Below are 15,001 nucleotides of genomic sequence, written 5' to 3' on the forward strand. Positions count from 1 at the left end.
ATGAGGCATTCTTTCCATGGCGAAGATCAAGGTGGCGAACCCGGTCGTCGAACTCGACGGCGACGAGATGACCCGCATCATCTGGCAGTTCATCAAGGATAAGCTGATTCACCCCTATCTCGACCTCAAGCTTGAATATTACGACCTCAGCGTCGAGCACCGCGACGCCACCAACGACCAGGTGACGATCGATTCGGCCAATGCCATCAAGAAACATGGCGTTGGCGTGAAATGCGCAACGATCACGCCCGACGAGCAGCGTGTCGAGGAATTCAAGCTGAAGAAGATGTGGAAGTCGCCGAACGGCACCATCCGCAACATCCTCGGCGGCACCATCTTTCGCGAGCCGATCATCATGCAGAACGTGCCGCGGCTGGTGCCCGGCTGGACCAAGCCGATCATAGTGGGCCGTCATGCCTTCGGCGACCAGTACCGTGCCACCGACTTCCGCTTTCCCGGCAAGGGCAAGCTGACGATCAAGTTCGTCGGCGAGGACGGCAAGGTCATCGAGCATGAGGTGTTCGATGCGCCGGCCGCCGGCGTCGCCATGGCCATGTACAATCTCGACGAGTCGATCCGGGAATTCGCCCGCGCCTCGCTGAATTACGGCCTGCTGCGCAACTACCCGGTCTACCTCTCGACCAAGAACACCATCCTCAAGGCCTATGACGGCCGCTTCAAGGACATTTTCCAGGAAGTCTACGAGGCTGAATTCGAGACCGAATTCAAGGCGAAAAAGATCTGGTACGAGCACCGGCTGATCGACGACATGGTCGCCTCCAGCCTGAAATGGTCGGGCGGCTATGTCTGGGCCTGCAAGAACTACGATGGCGACGTGCAGTCGGACACGGTGGCGCAAGGTTTTGGGTCGCTAGGCCTGATGACCTCGGTGCTGATGACGCCGGACGGCAAGACGGTGGAGGCGGAGGCGGCACATGGCACCGTCACCCGTCACTATCGCCAGCATCAGAAGGGCGAGGAAACCTCGACCAATTCGATCGCCTCGATCTTCGCCTGGACGCGCGGGCTCGCCCATCGCGCCAAGCTCGACGACAACGCCGAGTTGAAGCGTTTTGCCGAGACGCTCGAAAGGGTCTGCATCCAGACCGTCGAGGCCGGCTTCATGACCAAGGACCTGTCGCTGCTGATCGGCCCCGACCAGCCATGGCTTTCGACCACCGGTTTCCTCGACAAGATCGATGAGAATCTGCAGAAGGCGATGGCCTGACGGCCAAACGAGATGACCAAGCCGATCCTCTACGGGGCGGACTACAGCGTCTATGTGCGCATCGTCCGCCTCGTGCTCGAGGAAAAGGGCATCGACTATGAGCTTGTGCCGGTCGATGTCTTCGCGGCGGACGGTATTCCCCGCTGGTATTTCGGCCATCACCCGTTCGGTCGCATCCCTGCCTTCGAGCATGACGGGTTTCGGCTTTGCGAGACCAGCGCAATTGCCAGATATGTCGACGAGGCGTTCGACGGGCCGGCGCTGCAACCGCAAGAGGCGCGCAGTCGGGCGACCATGAACCAGATCATCGGCATGCTCGACGCCTATGCCTATCGGGCTATGGTCTGGGATGTCGCCGTCGAGCGGCTGGAGAAGACAACACCCGACGAAGCCCTGATCGCCGACGGGCTTTTAAAGGCCCGCACGACTTTGCAGGCGCTCTCCTCCCTGAAAGCCCCGGGACCATGGCTGATGGGAAGCGAACTGACGCTGGCCGACCTGCATGCGGCGCCGATCATCGGCTATTTCATCAGGGTCGCCGAAGGGCGGAACCTGCTCGCCGAGTTTGCCGATGTCCAGGCCTGGTGGGTTCGCATCGCCGAGCGCCCGAGTTTTGCCCGTACTGAAAAGGCCGGGTGAGGCGAAGCGGTCTCCGAATGGCAGCTGCTCATTCGGGAAGATAGATTTCCGCCTTCATGAAAGTCTTCGCACGACCTATGATCAGCACGCGATCTCCAGCCAGGTCGCACAGCAAATGCCCGCCGCGCCGCGAGCATTGGAATGCCGACAGATGCGTCTTGCCGAGTTTTTCAGACCAGTAAGGCACCAGTGTCGCATGAGTGGAGCCAGTCACCGGGTCCTCGGGAATGCCCGCCCCAGGCACGAAATAACGCGAGACGAAATCATGGGCTCGCCCAGGCGCCGTAATGACCAGGCCAAGAGGATGAAGGGTTCCGATCCTCAGCAGATCGGGAACGAATGACCGTACGGAAGCCTCGTCGGCAAGCTCGACAAACAGGTTTTCGAAATTGCGGAAGCTCGCAACCGGACGCAGGGGAAATATCTCTTGCAGCGCCAGCGTTAACTTCCCTCCGAGCGGCTGCGGCGGAAAACACGGCAGATCGAGCTGGTAGGTACCTTCCCGCTGGGAAACTCGTAACTCACCCACCCGCGTGGCAAAGGCCATGTCGCCAGGCACATTGTGTTCCGCGGCCAATACATGGGCGGTCGCAAGAGTAGCATGGCCACAGAAGTCGACTTCATGAACCGGCGTGAACCAGCGCAAATCCCAACTCTCGCCATTCGGCCGCGCAAACGCGGTTTCAGCAAGATTGTTCTCGTTTGCGATGGCCTGCATCACATCGTCCGATAGCCAGTCCGCCAAAATGAGAACGGCAGCAGGGTTGCCCTGGAAAGCCCGTTCGGCAAAGGCGTCGACTTGATACATGGTCAACGTTGCCACATCATCCCCGCTGCCACTTCGGCCTCGCCTGACTGGTGGAGGATTCACGCAGCTTCCAGCGCCGCCTTCACCGCAGCAATCGCTTCCTCGGCTTTCGAGGCATCCGGGCCGCCGGCCTGGGCCATGTCAGGCCGACCGCCGCCGCCCTGCCCGCCCAAGGCAGCGGATGCCACGCGCACCAGATCGACGGCGCTGAAGCGAGCGGTCAGATCGTCGGTGACACCGACCACGACGCTCGCCTTGTTGTCCTCGCCGGCGCCAACGAAGACCACGATGCCGGAGCCGAGCGACTTCTTGCCGGCATCGGCCAACGGCTTCAAATCTTTTGGCGAGACGCCGGACACCGCCTTGCCAAGGAAACCGATACCGGCAATGGTTTCGTTTTCCGCAGGCACACCGGATGGCGAGCGGTCGCCCAGCGCCAGCTTCTTGCGCGCCTCGGTCAGTTCCTTTTCGAGCTTCTTGCGCTCATCGAGCAGCGCCTCGACGCGGGCCGGCACGTCGGCCGGCGAAATCTTCAGCGTGGCAGCGACCGCCTTCAGCCGTTTGTCCTGCTCGTCGAGATGCTTTCTGGCCGCCTCTCCGGTCAACGCCTCGATACGGCGCACGCCGGCGGCGACAGCGCTGTCCGACACGACGCGCACCAGACCGATATCGCCGGTCGCCCTGACATGCGTGCCGCCGCAGAGCTCGACCGAATAGGGCCGGTTGGCCTTGGCGCCATGCAAGCCCGTTCCCATCGAAACGACGCGCACTTCGTCGCCATACTTCTCGCCGAACAGCGCCATGGCGCCTTCGGCAATGGCATCGTCAACCGACATCAGCCGCGTGGTGACCGGGCTGTTCTGGACGACGATCTCGTTCGCCATCCGCTCGACCTCTTCGAGTTCGTCAGGCGAGATTGGCTTGTTGTGCGAGATGTCGAAGCGCAGACGCTCGGGCGCGACCAGCGAGCCCTTCTGCGCGACATGGGTGCCCAGCACCTCGCGTAGCGCCTCATGGATCAGATGCGTGGCGGAATGGTTCGCGCGCAGCCTGGAGCGGCGCGCATGATCGACCTTCAGTTCGACGGTCGCGCCCGTGTTGACCGTGCCGTTGACCACCTTGCCGAGATGCACGAACAGCCCATCGGCCTTCTTCTGCGTATCGGAGATCTCGATCGAGAACCCTTCGCCTGAAATGAGGCCGGTATCGCCCATCTGGCCGCCGGACTCGCCATAGAACGGCGTCTGGTTGACGACCACGGCAACCGCGTCGCCCTTGGTGGCGCTGTCGACGGTCTTGCCGTCCCTGACCAGCGCCTGGATGAGGCCCTCCGCCTGCTCGGTCTCGTAGCCGAGGAACTCGGTGGCGCCGTTCTTTTCGCGCACCGGGAACCACACCGTTTCGGTCGCGGCCTCGCCGGAACCAGCCCAGCTCTTGCGCGCCTCGGCCTTCTGCTGCTCCATCGCATTGGTGAAGCCGGCAAGATCAACCGAGATGTTGCGCTGACGCAGCGCGTCCTGCGTCAGATCGAGCGGAAAGCCATAGGTGTCGTAGAGCTTGAAGGCCGTCTCGCCATCCAGCATGTCGCCGGCGCCGAGCTTGTCCGTCGCCTCCGAAAGCAGGCCCAAGCCGCGCACCAGCGTCGTGCGGAAACGGGTTTCCTCAAGCTTCAGCGTCTCGGTGATCATCTGTTCGCCGCGCACCAGTTCCGGGTAGGCCTGGCCCATCTCGCGCACCAGTGCCGGTACCAGGCGCCACATCAGCGGATCGCGGGCACCGAGCAACTGCGCATGGCGCATGGCGCGGCGCATGATGCGACGAAGCACATAGCCACGGCCTTCATTGGACGGCAGCACGCCGTCGGCCACCAAGAAGCAGGACGAACGCAAATGGTCGGCGATGACGCGGAACGATCCGACGGTGTCCGCATCCGGACCGCGGCCGAGCGCGGACGACGCAGCGTCGACCAGGTGACGGAACAGGTCGGTTTCGAAGACGCTCTCCACCCCTTGCAGAATGGAGGCCATGCGCTCCAGGCCCATGCCTGTGTCGATCGACGGGCGCGGCAGGTCGATGCGCTCGTCCTTCGTCACCTGTTCATACTGCATGAACACCAGGTTCCAGAATTCGAGGAAACGGTCGCCGTCTTCCTCGGGGCTGCCAGGAGGGCCGCCCCAGATATGCTCGCCACGGTCGATGAAGATCTCCGAGCACGGCCCGCAAGGTCCGGTGTCGCCCATCGCCCAGAAATTGTCCGAGGTCGGAATGCGGATGATGCGATCGTCGGAAAAGCCGGCGATCTTCTTCCAGTAGCCGGCGGCCTCCTCGTCGGTGTGATAGACGGTGACCAGCAGCTTGTCCTTGTTCAGCCCGAACTCCTTCGTGATCAAGTTCCAGGCAAGCTCGATGGCGCGTTCCTTGAAATAGTCGCCGAACGAAAAATTGCCGAGCATCTCGAAGAAAGTCAGGTGGCGCGCGGTGTAGCCGACATTGTCGAGGTCGTTGTGCTTGCCGCCGGCGCGGACACTCTTTTGAGCGGTCGTGGCACGCGAATAGGGCCGCTTTTCCAGACCGGTGAAAACGTTCTTGAACTGCACCATGCCGGCGTTGGTGAACATCAGCGTCGGATCGTTGCGCGGCACCAGCGGGCTCGACGCGACGACCTCGTGACCCTCCTTGCGGAAATAGTCGAGGAATGTCGACCGGATCTCGTTCACGCCACTCATGAATAATACTGCCTTTTAGCTTTTAGAGAGAGCCGTCGGCCCGGCCGACGGCAAATGGACATGGCCTTTTAGCCGCCGCGTTGCACCCTGTCCAGAAACACGGAATTGGGCCAATTTGCGGGGCTTGCCGGTCATCTCGGCGCCACCGCCGAAACGCAAACCGCCGGCGCAAGGCCGGCGGTTCGAAACGCAACAATACAGAACTCGATTACATAGACTGGAGGTGATGAGCGGGAATTATGGCCAAACTCCGGCCACCGCCGAAGCCTTACATGGCGCCGGCTTCGTCCTCGAAACCATCGTCTCCGCCTTCGGAACCACCATTTTCGAGGAATTTCTCGGCGATCAGCCCGGCATTCTGCCTCAGCGCCAGTTCGATCTCACGCGCCGTGTCAGGATTATCGCGCAGGAACAGTTTTGCGTTCTCTCGGCCCTGGCCAAGACGCTGCGAATTGTAGGAGAACCAGGCGCCCGACTTTTCGACCACGCCTGCCTTGACGCCGAGGTCGACCAGCTCGCCGGTCTTGGATACGCCCTCGCCATACATGATGTCGAACTCGACCACCTTGAAGGGCGGAGCCAGCTTGTTCTTGACCACCTTGACGCGGGTCTGGTTGCCGACAACCTCATCGCGGTCCTTGACCGAGCCGATGCGACGAATGTCGAGGCGCACCGAAGCGTAAAATTTCAGCGCGTTGCCGCCGGTCGTGGTCTCGGGCGAACCGAACATGACGCCGATCTTCATGCGGATCTGGTTGATGAAGATGACCATGGTGTTGGAGCGCGAGATCGAGGCGGTCAGCTTGCGCAGCGCCTGGCTCATCAGGCGGGCCTGCAGGCCGGGCAGCGAATCGCCCATCTCACCCTCGATTTCGGCGCGCGGCGTCAGCGCCGCGACCGAATCGACCACCAGCACGTCAATTGCTCCGGAACGCACCAGCGTGTCGCAGATCTCCAGCGCCTGCTCGCCGGTATCGGGCTGCGAAATCAGCAGGTTTTCGAGATCGACGCCGAGCTTGCGGGCATAGACCGGATCAAGCGCGTGCTCGGCATCGACGAAGGCGCAGATGCCGCCCTTCTTCTGGGCTTCGGCCACCGTGTGCAGCGCCAGCGTCGTCTTGCCCGAGCTTTCCGGCCCGTAGATCTCAACGATGCGGCCGCGTGGAAGGCCGCCGACGCCAAGCGCGATGTCGAGGCCAAGCGACCCGGTCGGCACGGTTTCGATCTCGACGACCTGCTCGTTTGCGCCGAGCCGCATGATCGAGCCCTTGCCGAAGGCACGCTCGATTTGCGACAGCGCCGCATCCAGAGCCTTTGATTTATCCACTGCTTTGTCCTCTACAAGCCGCAAAGAATTCTGAGCCATGATACATCACCCCTTGGTCGTCAATGAAGGCCGGACAATCCGTAATCCTTATTAATTTGTACCTTTTTTGTTCTCATCTGGCAAGGGGAACAAACCATTGAAAAACAAAAAGTATCCGTATTTGTTCTTTTTTTGTTTCGCGCTTTCACGCCAAGATGTATCCCGCGTCTCCCGCAGGATCGTGCCGGCATCTTCCGAATCGCGCCTCCGGTTGCCGGGTTCCGCCGGACAACCTAGTCTCCACCCGGCAACAGCAAAGGTCTCCTCGCCGGCATGATGAAGTCGCCGACAATCCTGGCCGTAGGCGCCGCCTATATAGATCGGCGCGGCCAGGTGTCGGGCGCCCTTGTGCCGGCAGCGTCGAATCCCGGCACGATGCGCGAGGCTGTCGGCGGCGCCGTCTTCAATGCGCTGTGCTGCGCCGTGCGCCGCGGCGTCTCCGGTTCGCTGCTTTCGGTGCGCGGCGGTGATGTTCTGGCCGATACGGTCTCGCGCGCCATCGCTGCGGCCGGCATTGCCGATCTGTCCGTGGTGTTCCTTGATCGCAGGACGCCCAGCAACACAACGCTGGTCGATAGCGACGGCGCACTGATCGTCGGCCTTGCCGACATGACGCTCTATGATCTGGCGCTTCCCAAGCAGATCCGCCGCGCCAAGGTACGTGAGGCGATCAGCACTGCCGATGCGGTCCTGTGCGACGCAAACCTGCCGTCGACGGCGCTGGAGCGGCTGGTAGCGCTTGCCGCCGGCAAGCCGGTCTTCGCCCTCGCCGTCTCACCGGCCAAGGCGGTGCGGCTCGCGCCGGTGCTCGGCAGTCTGGCGCTGCTCTTCATGAACCGGCACGAGGCCATCGCACTCGCCGATGTCGGTATCGGTGCTGCGGAGCAAGACATCGCCGCCGGCCTGAGGCGTGCGGGCCTCAAAAGCGGCGTGGTAATCGCGGATGACGGTCCGGTGCTGGGTTTCGACGGGGCCGGCGCCTTCTCGATCCTGCCGCCAAGAAAGGTCTCGGACAGCGCCGCCGATGCGCTAGCGGGCGCGACGGTCGCCGCCCTGCAGCGCGGCCTGACGCTGCGCGCGGCGCTGCGCGAAGGCGTTGCCGCAGCGATGCTTGCCAGCGAAGGTGCCGAGCTTGTGCCGGCCTTCACGGCGGCGAGTTTTGCCGAGGCGCTGGCCCTTGTGCCCGAGGTGCAGAACCTGGCATGAGATGACGACCAGCGGAGAGGCAGCCTACTTGCCGGCCCGCAGCCCAGCCTCATAGGCCCGGCGCGCCCAGACCGCCATCTCGTCCGGATCATCGAAAGCACTGTCGGGAATGCTCCAATACGGCATGGACACCAGCTTACCGTGCCGCGAGCCGGTATAGGTCCATTGCCGGCAGCCGGCCGCTTCAAATTCGGGCGCGCTTTGCGCGTCCGCCTTCAACAACAATTCCCCGCGAAGGACGATGGCGACGATGACGCCGTCGAAGTAGATGCCCTTACCGCCGAACAGCTTGCGGATGCTGACCGGGCCGAGGCCTTCGAAAAGTTCGGCGATGCGTTCATTGTCCATGCCGCGATCATGTCATCGGGATTTCCCCTTGTCATCGCCGCAACCGGCACCATCCTGACAAGTTGAAACCAATTTCGTCGGAGTTTTTTCATGCCGCTTTTGCTCAAAGGGTCCTGCCGGTGCAATGCTGTCCGCTTCGAGGTCGAAAGCCACACGCCGGTGCCGTTCATGCTGTGCTACTGCTCGATCTGTCGCAAGCAGCAGGGCGGCGGTGGCTTTGCCATCAATCTCGGCGCCGATTTCGATACGCTGAAAATCAAGGGCAAGCGCAACATTGGTGTCTATCAAGCCGAAATCGAGGACGATGAGCATCCGCAATGCGAGATCTCGTCAGGCGAGCGGAATTTCTGCCGGAAATGCGGATCGGCGCTATGGCTCTACGATCCGACCTGGCCGGAGCTGGTCCATCCCTTCGCTTCGGCGATCGACACAGACCTGCCGAAACCGCCTGAAAAGGTGCATCTCATGCTGAAATACAAGGCGAACTGGGTCGAGCCCGAGATCGGCAAGGGTGACAGGGTTTTCGATGTCTATCCGGAAGAATCGATCGCCGGATGGCACAAACGAACGGGAATGTGGGTGGACTGAGGAGCCCGCTCAGGCCGACGCGCGCGCCTCGGCCAGTGCCTTCAGATCGGCCGGCTTGAGCTCAACCGATTCGCCGCAGCCGCAGGCCGAACTCTGGTTCGGGTTGCGGAAGGTGAAGCCGGTGCGCAGCGTCGTCTGCTCGAAATCCATCTCGGTGCCAAACAGGAAAAGCGCTGCCTCGGGCGCGACATAGACGTGGGCGCCGTCGCGCTCGATATGATCGTCCTTGGTGTTGGGCTCGGTCACCAGGTCGACCGTATATTCCATGCCGGCGCAGCCGCCCTTCTTGATGCCAAGGCGAATGCCATGCGCATTCTCACGAGTCGCAACGATTTCGCGAACCCGGTCGGCAGCCTTTTCGGTCATCGCGATGACGGCAAAGCGTCCCATCTTTTCTTTCTCCATTGCGCGCAGGTTCAAGGCCTGCCGAATGATTCCTCACCTAAAATGGTGAAATTTTCTGCTTGGTGCAAGTGCACCCGTCAATACCAGCCCACCGCGACCTGCGCCTCTTCCGACATGCGGTCGGGCGACCAGGGCGGATCGAAGGTCATGTTGACCTCAACGCCGGAAACGCCTTCGACGGCGCCCACGGCATTTTCCACCCAGCCGGGCATTTCGCCGGCCACCGGGCAGCCCGGCGCGGTCAGCGTCATGTCGATCTTGACCGAGCGGTCGTCCTCGATGTCGATCTTGTAGACGAGGCCAAGCTCGTAGATGTCGGCCGGGATTTCCGGATCGTAGACTGTCTTCAGCGCCGAGACGATGTCGTCGGTCAGCCGCGCCAACTCGTCGGCGGGAATGGCCGAGGCGGAAACCAGACCGTTGGCAGTCGTTTCCGAAGTGGTCTCAGCGGTGCGGCCTGCATCATCCATGATCGTCACCCGAAGAACTTTCGCGCTTTTTCGAGCGCATCTGCCAAAGCGTCGACCTCGGCCCTGGTATTATACATGCCGAACGACGCCCTGCATGTGGAGGTTACACCGAAACGTTTCAACAGCGGCTGGGCGCAATGCGTGCCCGCGCGGACGGCAACGCCCTGCCTGTCGATCACCATCGACACGTCGTGGGCATGAATGCCCTGCAACTCGAAGGAGATGATGGCGCCCTTATCCGGCGCATCGCCAAAGATGCGCAGCGAATTGATGGCCCGCAGCCGCTGATGGGCATAATCCTTCAGATCGGCCTCGTGGGCGGCGATGCGCTCGCGGCCTATCTTTTCCATGTATTCCAGCGCAGCGCCCAGCCCGATCGCCTGCACGATCGGCGGCGTGCCGGCCTCGAAACGGTGCGGCGGGTCGTTGTAGGTGACGATGTCTTCAGTCACCTCCTCGATCATCTCGCCGCCGCCCATGAACGGGCGCATGCGCTCCAGCATGTCCTTCTTGCCGTAAAGCACACCGATGCCCGAAGGACCGTAGACCTTGTGGCCGGTGAAGACGAAGAAGTCGCAGTCGAGATCCTGGACGTCGATCGGCATATGCACGGCGCTCTGGCTGCCGTCGACCAGCACCGGAATGCCGCGCGCGTGCGCGATGCGGACGATCTCCTTGATCGGTGTCACCGTGCCCAGCGCATTCGACATGTGCGTGATGGCGACCAGTTTTGCGCGATCAGTCAGCCGCTTCTCGAACTCTTCGATATGGAAGACGCCGAGATCGTCGACCGGCACCCAGACCAGTCTGGCGCCTTGGCGCTCGCGGATGAAATGCCACGGCACGATGTTGGAATGGTGCTCCATGATCGACAGCACGATCTCGTCGCCCTCGCCGATATTGGGCATGCCATAACCATAAGCAACAGTGTTGATCGCCGCGGTCGTGTTCGAGGTGAAGACGATGTTGTCGGTGCTTGGCGCGTTAAGGAAACGGCGCACCGTCTCGCGCGCCTTCTCATAAGCATCGGTCGCGGCATTCGACAGGAAATGCAGCCCGCGATGGACATTGGCGTATTCCTGGGAATAAGCGTGCTGGATGGTGTCGAGCACGACCTGCGGCTTCTGCGCCGAGGCGCCATTGTCGAGATAGACCAGCGGCTTGCCGTAGACTTCCCGCGACAGGATCGGGAAGTCGCGGCGGATCGCCTCGACGTCATAGGGGATGTTTTCGACTTTCTGGTCCATCACAAGCTCTCTCGAGGCATCGCCTCATTCCGTCCAGCACCCCTCACCCACTTTTACCCGTGCGTCGCGAACCAGCCGTCGAGCCTCGTTTCCAGCGCCTCGACGATCGCCTCGTCGTCCAGCTCCTCGATCACCTCGGCGACGAACGCCTTGACCAACAGGCCACGGGCCGACTTCTCGTCGATGCCGCGTGCCATCAGGTAGAACAGATGGCTGTGGTCGATCTCGGTGACGGTCGCGCCATGACCGCAGATGACGTCGTCGGCAAAGATTTCGAGCTCAGGCTTGGTCGAGAACTCGCCGTCATCCGACAGAAGCAGCGTGTTGCAGGCCATCTTGGCGTTGGTCTTCTGCGCATATTGGTGGACGTTGATGCGGCCCTGAAAGACGCCGCGCGCTCTTCCCGTCACCACGTTGCGGATCACTTCCGTGGAAGCCGTGTGCGGCACGGCATGGTCGAGTACCATGGTCACGTCCGTATGGGTGTCGCCGGCAAGCAGGTTGATGCCGCGCAGCGTGAAATCGGCGCCTTCGCCTGTCGTCTTGACCACGATCTCCTGGCGCACCAGTTTGCCGCCGGCGTTCATCACGAACAGCGTCAGTTTGGAATTCTTGCCGAGATGCGCCTTGAACTGGGCAAGATGCGTGGCCGTATCCGGCTGCTCCTGCACGATCAGCCACGTCACGTCGGCGCCCTCGTCAAGCAGAATCTGGCTGACCGAACTGACGAGTGCGGCGCCGTCGCCCGTCTGGCGTTCGACGATAACAGCCTTGGCACCGGCACCGACGCGCATAGCCAGGCGCACATGGGTCTGGCCGCCGGCCTGCAGGTTCTGCAATTCGAGCGGCTTGTCCAGTTCGGCGCCGCCAGCGATCTCGACAAAATAGCCGTCGGCGACGAAAGCTGTATTCAGTGCGCCGATGGCGTCGTCGGTGCCGTAGGGATCGAGCCCAGGTGCGATGCTGCCGTCGGTTAATTTCTCCGACAGGCGCTGGACGATAACACCGTCGATGACAGGCACTTTCGCGCTCGACACGCCGTTCAGCACCGGCAAAATGACGGAGCCCTCAACGATCGGCGCAATGGCTTTCGCGGCGGCTGCCGGATCGAAGTCCGGCACCGCATTCAGCAGACGGCGCAGGTCGGTGTAGTGCCAGGATTCGATGCGCCGCGTCGGCAAGCCGCTCTTGATCGCCTCGATGGCGTCGTCGCGCTTCAGCATCACCGTGCCGTCGCCGGGCAGCAGCGACAGCCGGTCGCTGAAGGCGTCGATCAGCGCCGTTTCGGCCGGCGTTCGCTGGGGTGTCGTGTGTATATTCATCAGTTTCGCCTTGTCTGGCTTGCCTTCTGGGCCTTCTGGCATCTCACGCGGCTTGGCCGATCACACCGGCATAGCCATTGGCCTCGAGATCGAGCGCCAGCGACTTGTCGCCCGACTTGACCACTTGGCCTCTGTACAGCACGTGCACACTATCCGGCACGATGTACTGAAGCAGGCGCTGGTAGTGGGTGATGATGACGATGGCGCGGTCCGGCGCGCGCAACGCATTGACGCCTTCCGAGACGATCTTCAGCGCATCGATGTCGAGGCCGGAATCCGTCTCGTCGAGCACGCACAGTTTTGGCTCCAGAAGCTTCATCTGCAGGATCTCGGCGCGCTTCTTCTCGCCGCCGGAGAAGCCGACATTGAGCGGCCGTTTCAGCATCGCCACGTCCATGTCGAGCAAGGCGGCCGCCTCCTTAACGCGCTTCAGGAATTCCGGGATCTTCAGCGGCTCCTCGCCGCGCGCCTTGCGCTGCTCGTTCATCGCCACCTTCAGGAATTCCATCGTCGCCACGCCCGGTATCTCCATCGGATACTGGAAAGCGAGAAAGATGCCTGCGGTGGCACGCTCGGCCGGATCCATTTCGAGGATCGACTGGCCGTTGTAGAGGATTTCGCCTTCGGTCACTTCATAATCCTCGCGACCGGCGAGGATGTAGGACAGCGTCGATTTGCCCGAGCCGTTGGGGCCCATGATGGCGGCGACCTCGCCGGCTTTCACCGTCAGGTTCAGGCCGCGGATGATCTCGGTGCCGTCATCGACGATGCGGGCATGCAGGTTTCTGATTTCAAGCATCATTTTCTACTTTCGTGTTCTTGTTGTTCTCGACGCCCGGTCCTTGACGGGATCTCCCTAAAAGCGCGCCCGCAAGATCGCCAGTAACGAACATCCAGCCAAAAAACCCAATCGCGCCTAGGCCCGCAATCGAACCACCAATATTCCTTACCGAACTCAAGCCAAACATTGCGCCTATCAGAGCCACCACGGCACCTCCAATAGCCAGCGCCAGCAAAAGCATCAGAACGATGGCTATCAAGCTCTCGATTCGCTCGAAGAATTTCCAGGAGCGCCGTTCCATCTAGTCAGCCCACCGAGCCTTCCAGCGAGATCCCAATCAGCTTCTGCGCCTCGACCGCGAACTCCATCGGCAGTTGCTGGATGACGTCCTTGACGAAGCCGTTGACGATCAGCGCGATCGCCTCTTCTTCCGGAATGCCGCGCTGCATGACGTAGAATTTCTGGTCCTCGGAAATCTTCGAGGTGGTGGCCTCATGCTCGAACTGCGCCGTGGCGTTCTTGGCTTCCATGTAAGGCACGGTGTGCGCGCCGCACTGGTCGCCGATCAGCAACGAGTCGCAGTTGGTGAAGTTGCGGGCGTTGGTTGCCTTGCGGTGCGCCGAGACCTGGCCGCGATAGGTGTTCTGCGAAAAGCCGGCGGCAATACCCTTGGAGATGATGCGGCTCGACGTGTTCTTGCCGAGGTGGATCATCTTGGTACCGCTATCGACCTGCTGGTAGCCGTTCGACACGGCGATCGAATAGAACTCGCCGCTGGAATCGTCGCCGCGCAGGATGCAGCTCGGATATTTCCACGTAATCGCCGAGCCAGTCTCGACCTGCGTCCACGAAATCTTCGAACGGTCGCCACGGCAGTCGCCGCGCTTGGTGACGAAATTGTAGATGCCGCCCTTGCCCTCGGCGTCACCGGGATACCAGTTCTGCACTGTCGAATATTTGATCTCGGCATCGTCGAGCGCGATCAATTCGACCACCGCGGCGTGAAGCTGGTTCTCGTCGCGCTGCGGTGCCGTGCAGCCTTCGAGGTAGGAGACGTAGGCCCCCTCCTCGGCGATGATCAGCGTGCGCTCGAACTGGCCGGTGTTCTTCTCGTTCATGCGGAAATAAGTCGACAATTCCATCGGGCATCGCACGCCCTTGGGCACGAAGACGAAGGAGCCATCGGTGAACACCGCCGAATTCAGCGTGGCGTAGAAATTGTCGGAGGTCGGCACGACCGAACCGAGATACTTCTTCACCAGTTCCGGATGCTCGCGGATGGCTTCCGAGATCGAGCAGAAGATGACGCCGGCCTGTGCCAGCTCCTTCTTGAAGGTGGTGACGACGGAAACCGAATCGAACACGGCATCGACCGCAACGCGGCCGGACTTATAGACATTGTCGCTGGGTTCCTCGAGTTCCGACGCATCGGTCTTCTGCACGCCGGCGAGGATTTCCTGTTCCCTCAGCGGGATCCCGAGCTTTTCGTAGACCCTCAACAGTTCGGGATCGACGTCGCTCAGCGAGGTCGGTCCCGGCGTGCTCGTGGGCGCCGCATAGTAGTGGAGGTCCTGGAAATCGATCTTCGGATAGTGGACGCGTGCCCACTTCGGCTCGTCGAGTGTCACCCAGCGCCGATAGGCTTCCAGACGCCATTCCAGCATCCAGGACGGCTCGTCCTTCTTCGCCGAAATGAAGCGGATAATGTCTTCGCTCAGGCCCTTTGGGGCCTTGTCCATCGCGATTTCGGTCTGGAATCCGTATTTATACTGGTCGACGTCGATCTTTCGGACCCGATCGATCGTGTCCTGCACAGCAGGCATATGCGTTCTCCATCCACGCCGGGGTCAAGGCCCGGCAGTTTTCA

At 61.7% G+C, this 15,001-nt stretch carries 15 protein-coding genes; 4 read left to right on the top strand and 11 right to left on the bottom strand.

Annotation, left to right across the window (positions count from 1 at the left end):
• The first annotated feature begins 16 nt into the window (after positions 1 to 16).
• On the top strand, positions 17 to 1,228 hold the full coding sequence (locus EN885_RS15360; RefSeq protein WP_128242094.1) for an NADP-dependent isocitrate dehydrogenase: 1,212 nt from the start codon (positions 17 to 19) through the stop codon (positions 1,226 to 1,228).
• 12 nt (positions 1,229 to 1,240) lie between these two features.
• Positions 1,241 to 1,867: a glutathione S-transferase family protein gene (locus EN885_RS15365; protein ID WP_126106830.1), complete on the top strand. Its 627-nt coding sequence runs from the start codon at positions 1,241 to 1,243 to the stop codon at positions 1,865 to 1,867.
• A 28-nt stretch (positions 1,868 to 1,895) separates the two neighbouring features.
• On the opposite strand, the gene EN885_RS15370 is transcribed toward EN885_RS15365, so the two are convergent.
• From EN885_RS15370 to recA, 3 genes are all read right to left on the bottom strand, one after another.
• Positions 1,896 to 2,675, bottom strand: a complete 780-nt coding sequence (locus EN885_RS15370) for a PhzF family phenazine biosynthesis protein (RefSeq protein ID WP_095489596.1) — start codon at positions 2,673 to 2,675, stop codon at positions 1,896 to 1,898.
• Between the two features lie 59 nt (positions 2,676 to 2,734).
• Positions 2,735 to 5,401, bottom strand: coding sequence for an alanine--tRNA ligase (gene alaS / locus EN885_RS15375; RefSeq protein ID WP_128242095.1), 2,667 nt, complete (start codon positions 5,399 to 5,401; stop codon positions 2,735 to 2,737).
• Between the two features lie 268 nt (positions 5,402 to 5,669).
• Complete coding sequence (gene recA, locus EN885_RS15380; RefSeq protein WP_008875470.1) at positions 5,670 to 6,767, bottom strand: recombinase RecA; 1,098 nt, start codon at positions 6,765 to 6,767, stop codon at positions 5,670 to 5,672.
• A 273-nt stretch (positions 6,768 to 7,040) separates the two neighbouring features.
• Between recA and EN885_RS15385 the strand changes: the two genes are divergently transcribed.
• Positions 7,041 to 7,973, top strand: a complete 933-nt coding sequence (locus EN885_RS15385; protein WP_128242096.1) for a carbohydrate kinase family protein — start codon at positions 7,041 to 7,043, stop codon at positions 7,971 to 7,973.
• Positions 7,974 to 7,997: 24 nt separating this feature from the next.
• Here EN885_RS15385 and EN885_RS15390 read toward each other — a convergent pair whose 3' ends face one another.
• On the bottom strand, positions 7,998 to 8,321 hold the full coding sequence (locus tag EN885_RS15390) for a TfoX/Sxy family protein (protein WP_128242097.1): 324 nt from the start codon (positions 8,319 to 8,321) through the stop codon (positions 7,998 to 8,000).
• Between the two features lie 90 nt (positions 8,322 to 8,411).
• Between EN885_RS15390 and EN885_RS15395 the strand changes: the two genes are divergently transcribed.
• Positions 8,412 to 8,909, top strand: a complete 498-nt coding sequence (locus tag EN885_RS15395; RefSeq protein WP_128242098.1) for a GFA family protein — start codon at positions 8,412 to 8,414, stop codon at positions 8,907 to 8,909.
• A 9-nt stretch (positions 8,910 to 8,918) separates the two neighbouring features.
• Here EN885_RS15395 and sufA read toward each other — a convergent pair whose 3' ends face one another.
• The 7 genes from sufA to sufB all read right to left on the bottom strand — a co-directional run bounded on the left by sufA (position 8,919) and on the right by sufB (position 14,957).
• Entirely contained in the window at positions 8,919 to 9,299 is a 381-nt protein-coding gene (sufA, locus tag EN885_RS15400) for a Fe-S cluster assembly scaffold SufA (protein ID WP_128242099.1), read from the bottom strand.
• Positions 9,300 to 9,391: 92 nt separating this feature from the next.
• Positions 9,392 to 9,784, bottom strand: a complete 393-nt coding sequence (locus EN885_RS15405; RefSeq protein WP_128242100.1) for an SUF system Fe-S cluster assembly protein — start codon at positions 9,782 to 9,784, stop codon at positions 9,392 to 9,394.
• A gap of 5 nt (positions 9,785 to 9,789) precedes the next feature.
• Positions 9,790 to 11,031, bottom strand: coding sequence for a cysteine desulfurase (locus EN885_RS15410; protein WP_128242101.1), 1,242 nt, complete (start codon positions 11,029 to 11,031; stop codon positions 9,790 to 9,792).
• Positions 11,032 to 11,084: 53 nt separating this feature from the next.
• Positions 11,085 to 12,353 carry a Fe-S cluster assembly protein SufD gene (gene sufD, locus EN885_RS15415; RefSeq protein ID WP_128242102.1) on the bottom strand — a complete coding sequence of 423 codons (1,269 nt, stop codon included), beginning with the start codon at positions 12,351 to 12,353 and terminating at the stop codon, positions 11,085 to 11,087.
• A gap of 43 nt (positions 12,354 to 12,396) precedes the next feature.
• Positions 12,397 to 13,152 carry a Fe-S cluster assembly ATPase SufC gene (sufC, locus tag EN885_RS15420; protein ID WP_128242181.1) on the bottom strand — a complete coding sequence of 252 codons (756 nt, stop codon included), beginning with the start codon at positions 13,150 to 13,152 and terminating at the stop codon, positions 12,397 to 12,399.
• On the bottom strand, positions 13,145 to 13,435 hold the full coding sequence (locus EN885_RS15425; RefSeq protein ID WP_128242103.1) for a hypothetical protein: 291 nt from the start codon (positions 13,433 to 13,435) through the stop codon (positions 13,145 to 13,147). The genes sufC and EN885_RS15425 overlap by 8 nt, the downstream gene beginning before the upstream one ends.
• 4 nt (positions 13,436 to 13,439) lie before the next feature.
• The gene (gene sufB / locus EN885_RS15430) at positions 13,440 to 14,957 is read right to left on the bottom strand and encodes a Fe-S cluster assembly protein SufB (RefSeq protein ID WP_128242104.1); all 1,518 of its coding nucleotides are present in this window, start codon (positions 14,955 to 14,957) and stop codon (positions 13,440 to 13,442) included.
• Between the last annotated feature and the right edge of the window lie 44 nt (positions 14,958 to 15,001).

The organism is Mesorhizobium sp. M6A.T.Cr.TU.014.01.1.1 (assembly GCF_004022765.1).
Taxonomy (GTDB): domain Bacteria; phylum Pseudomonadota; class Alphaproteobacteria; order Rhizobiales; family Rhizobiaceae; genus Mesorhizobium; species Mesorhizobium mediterraneum.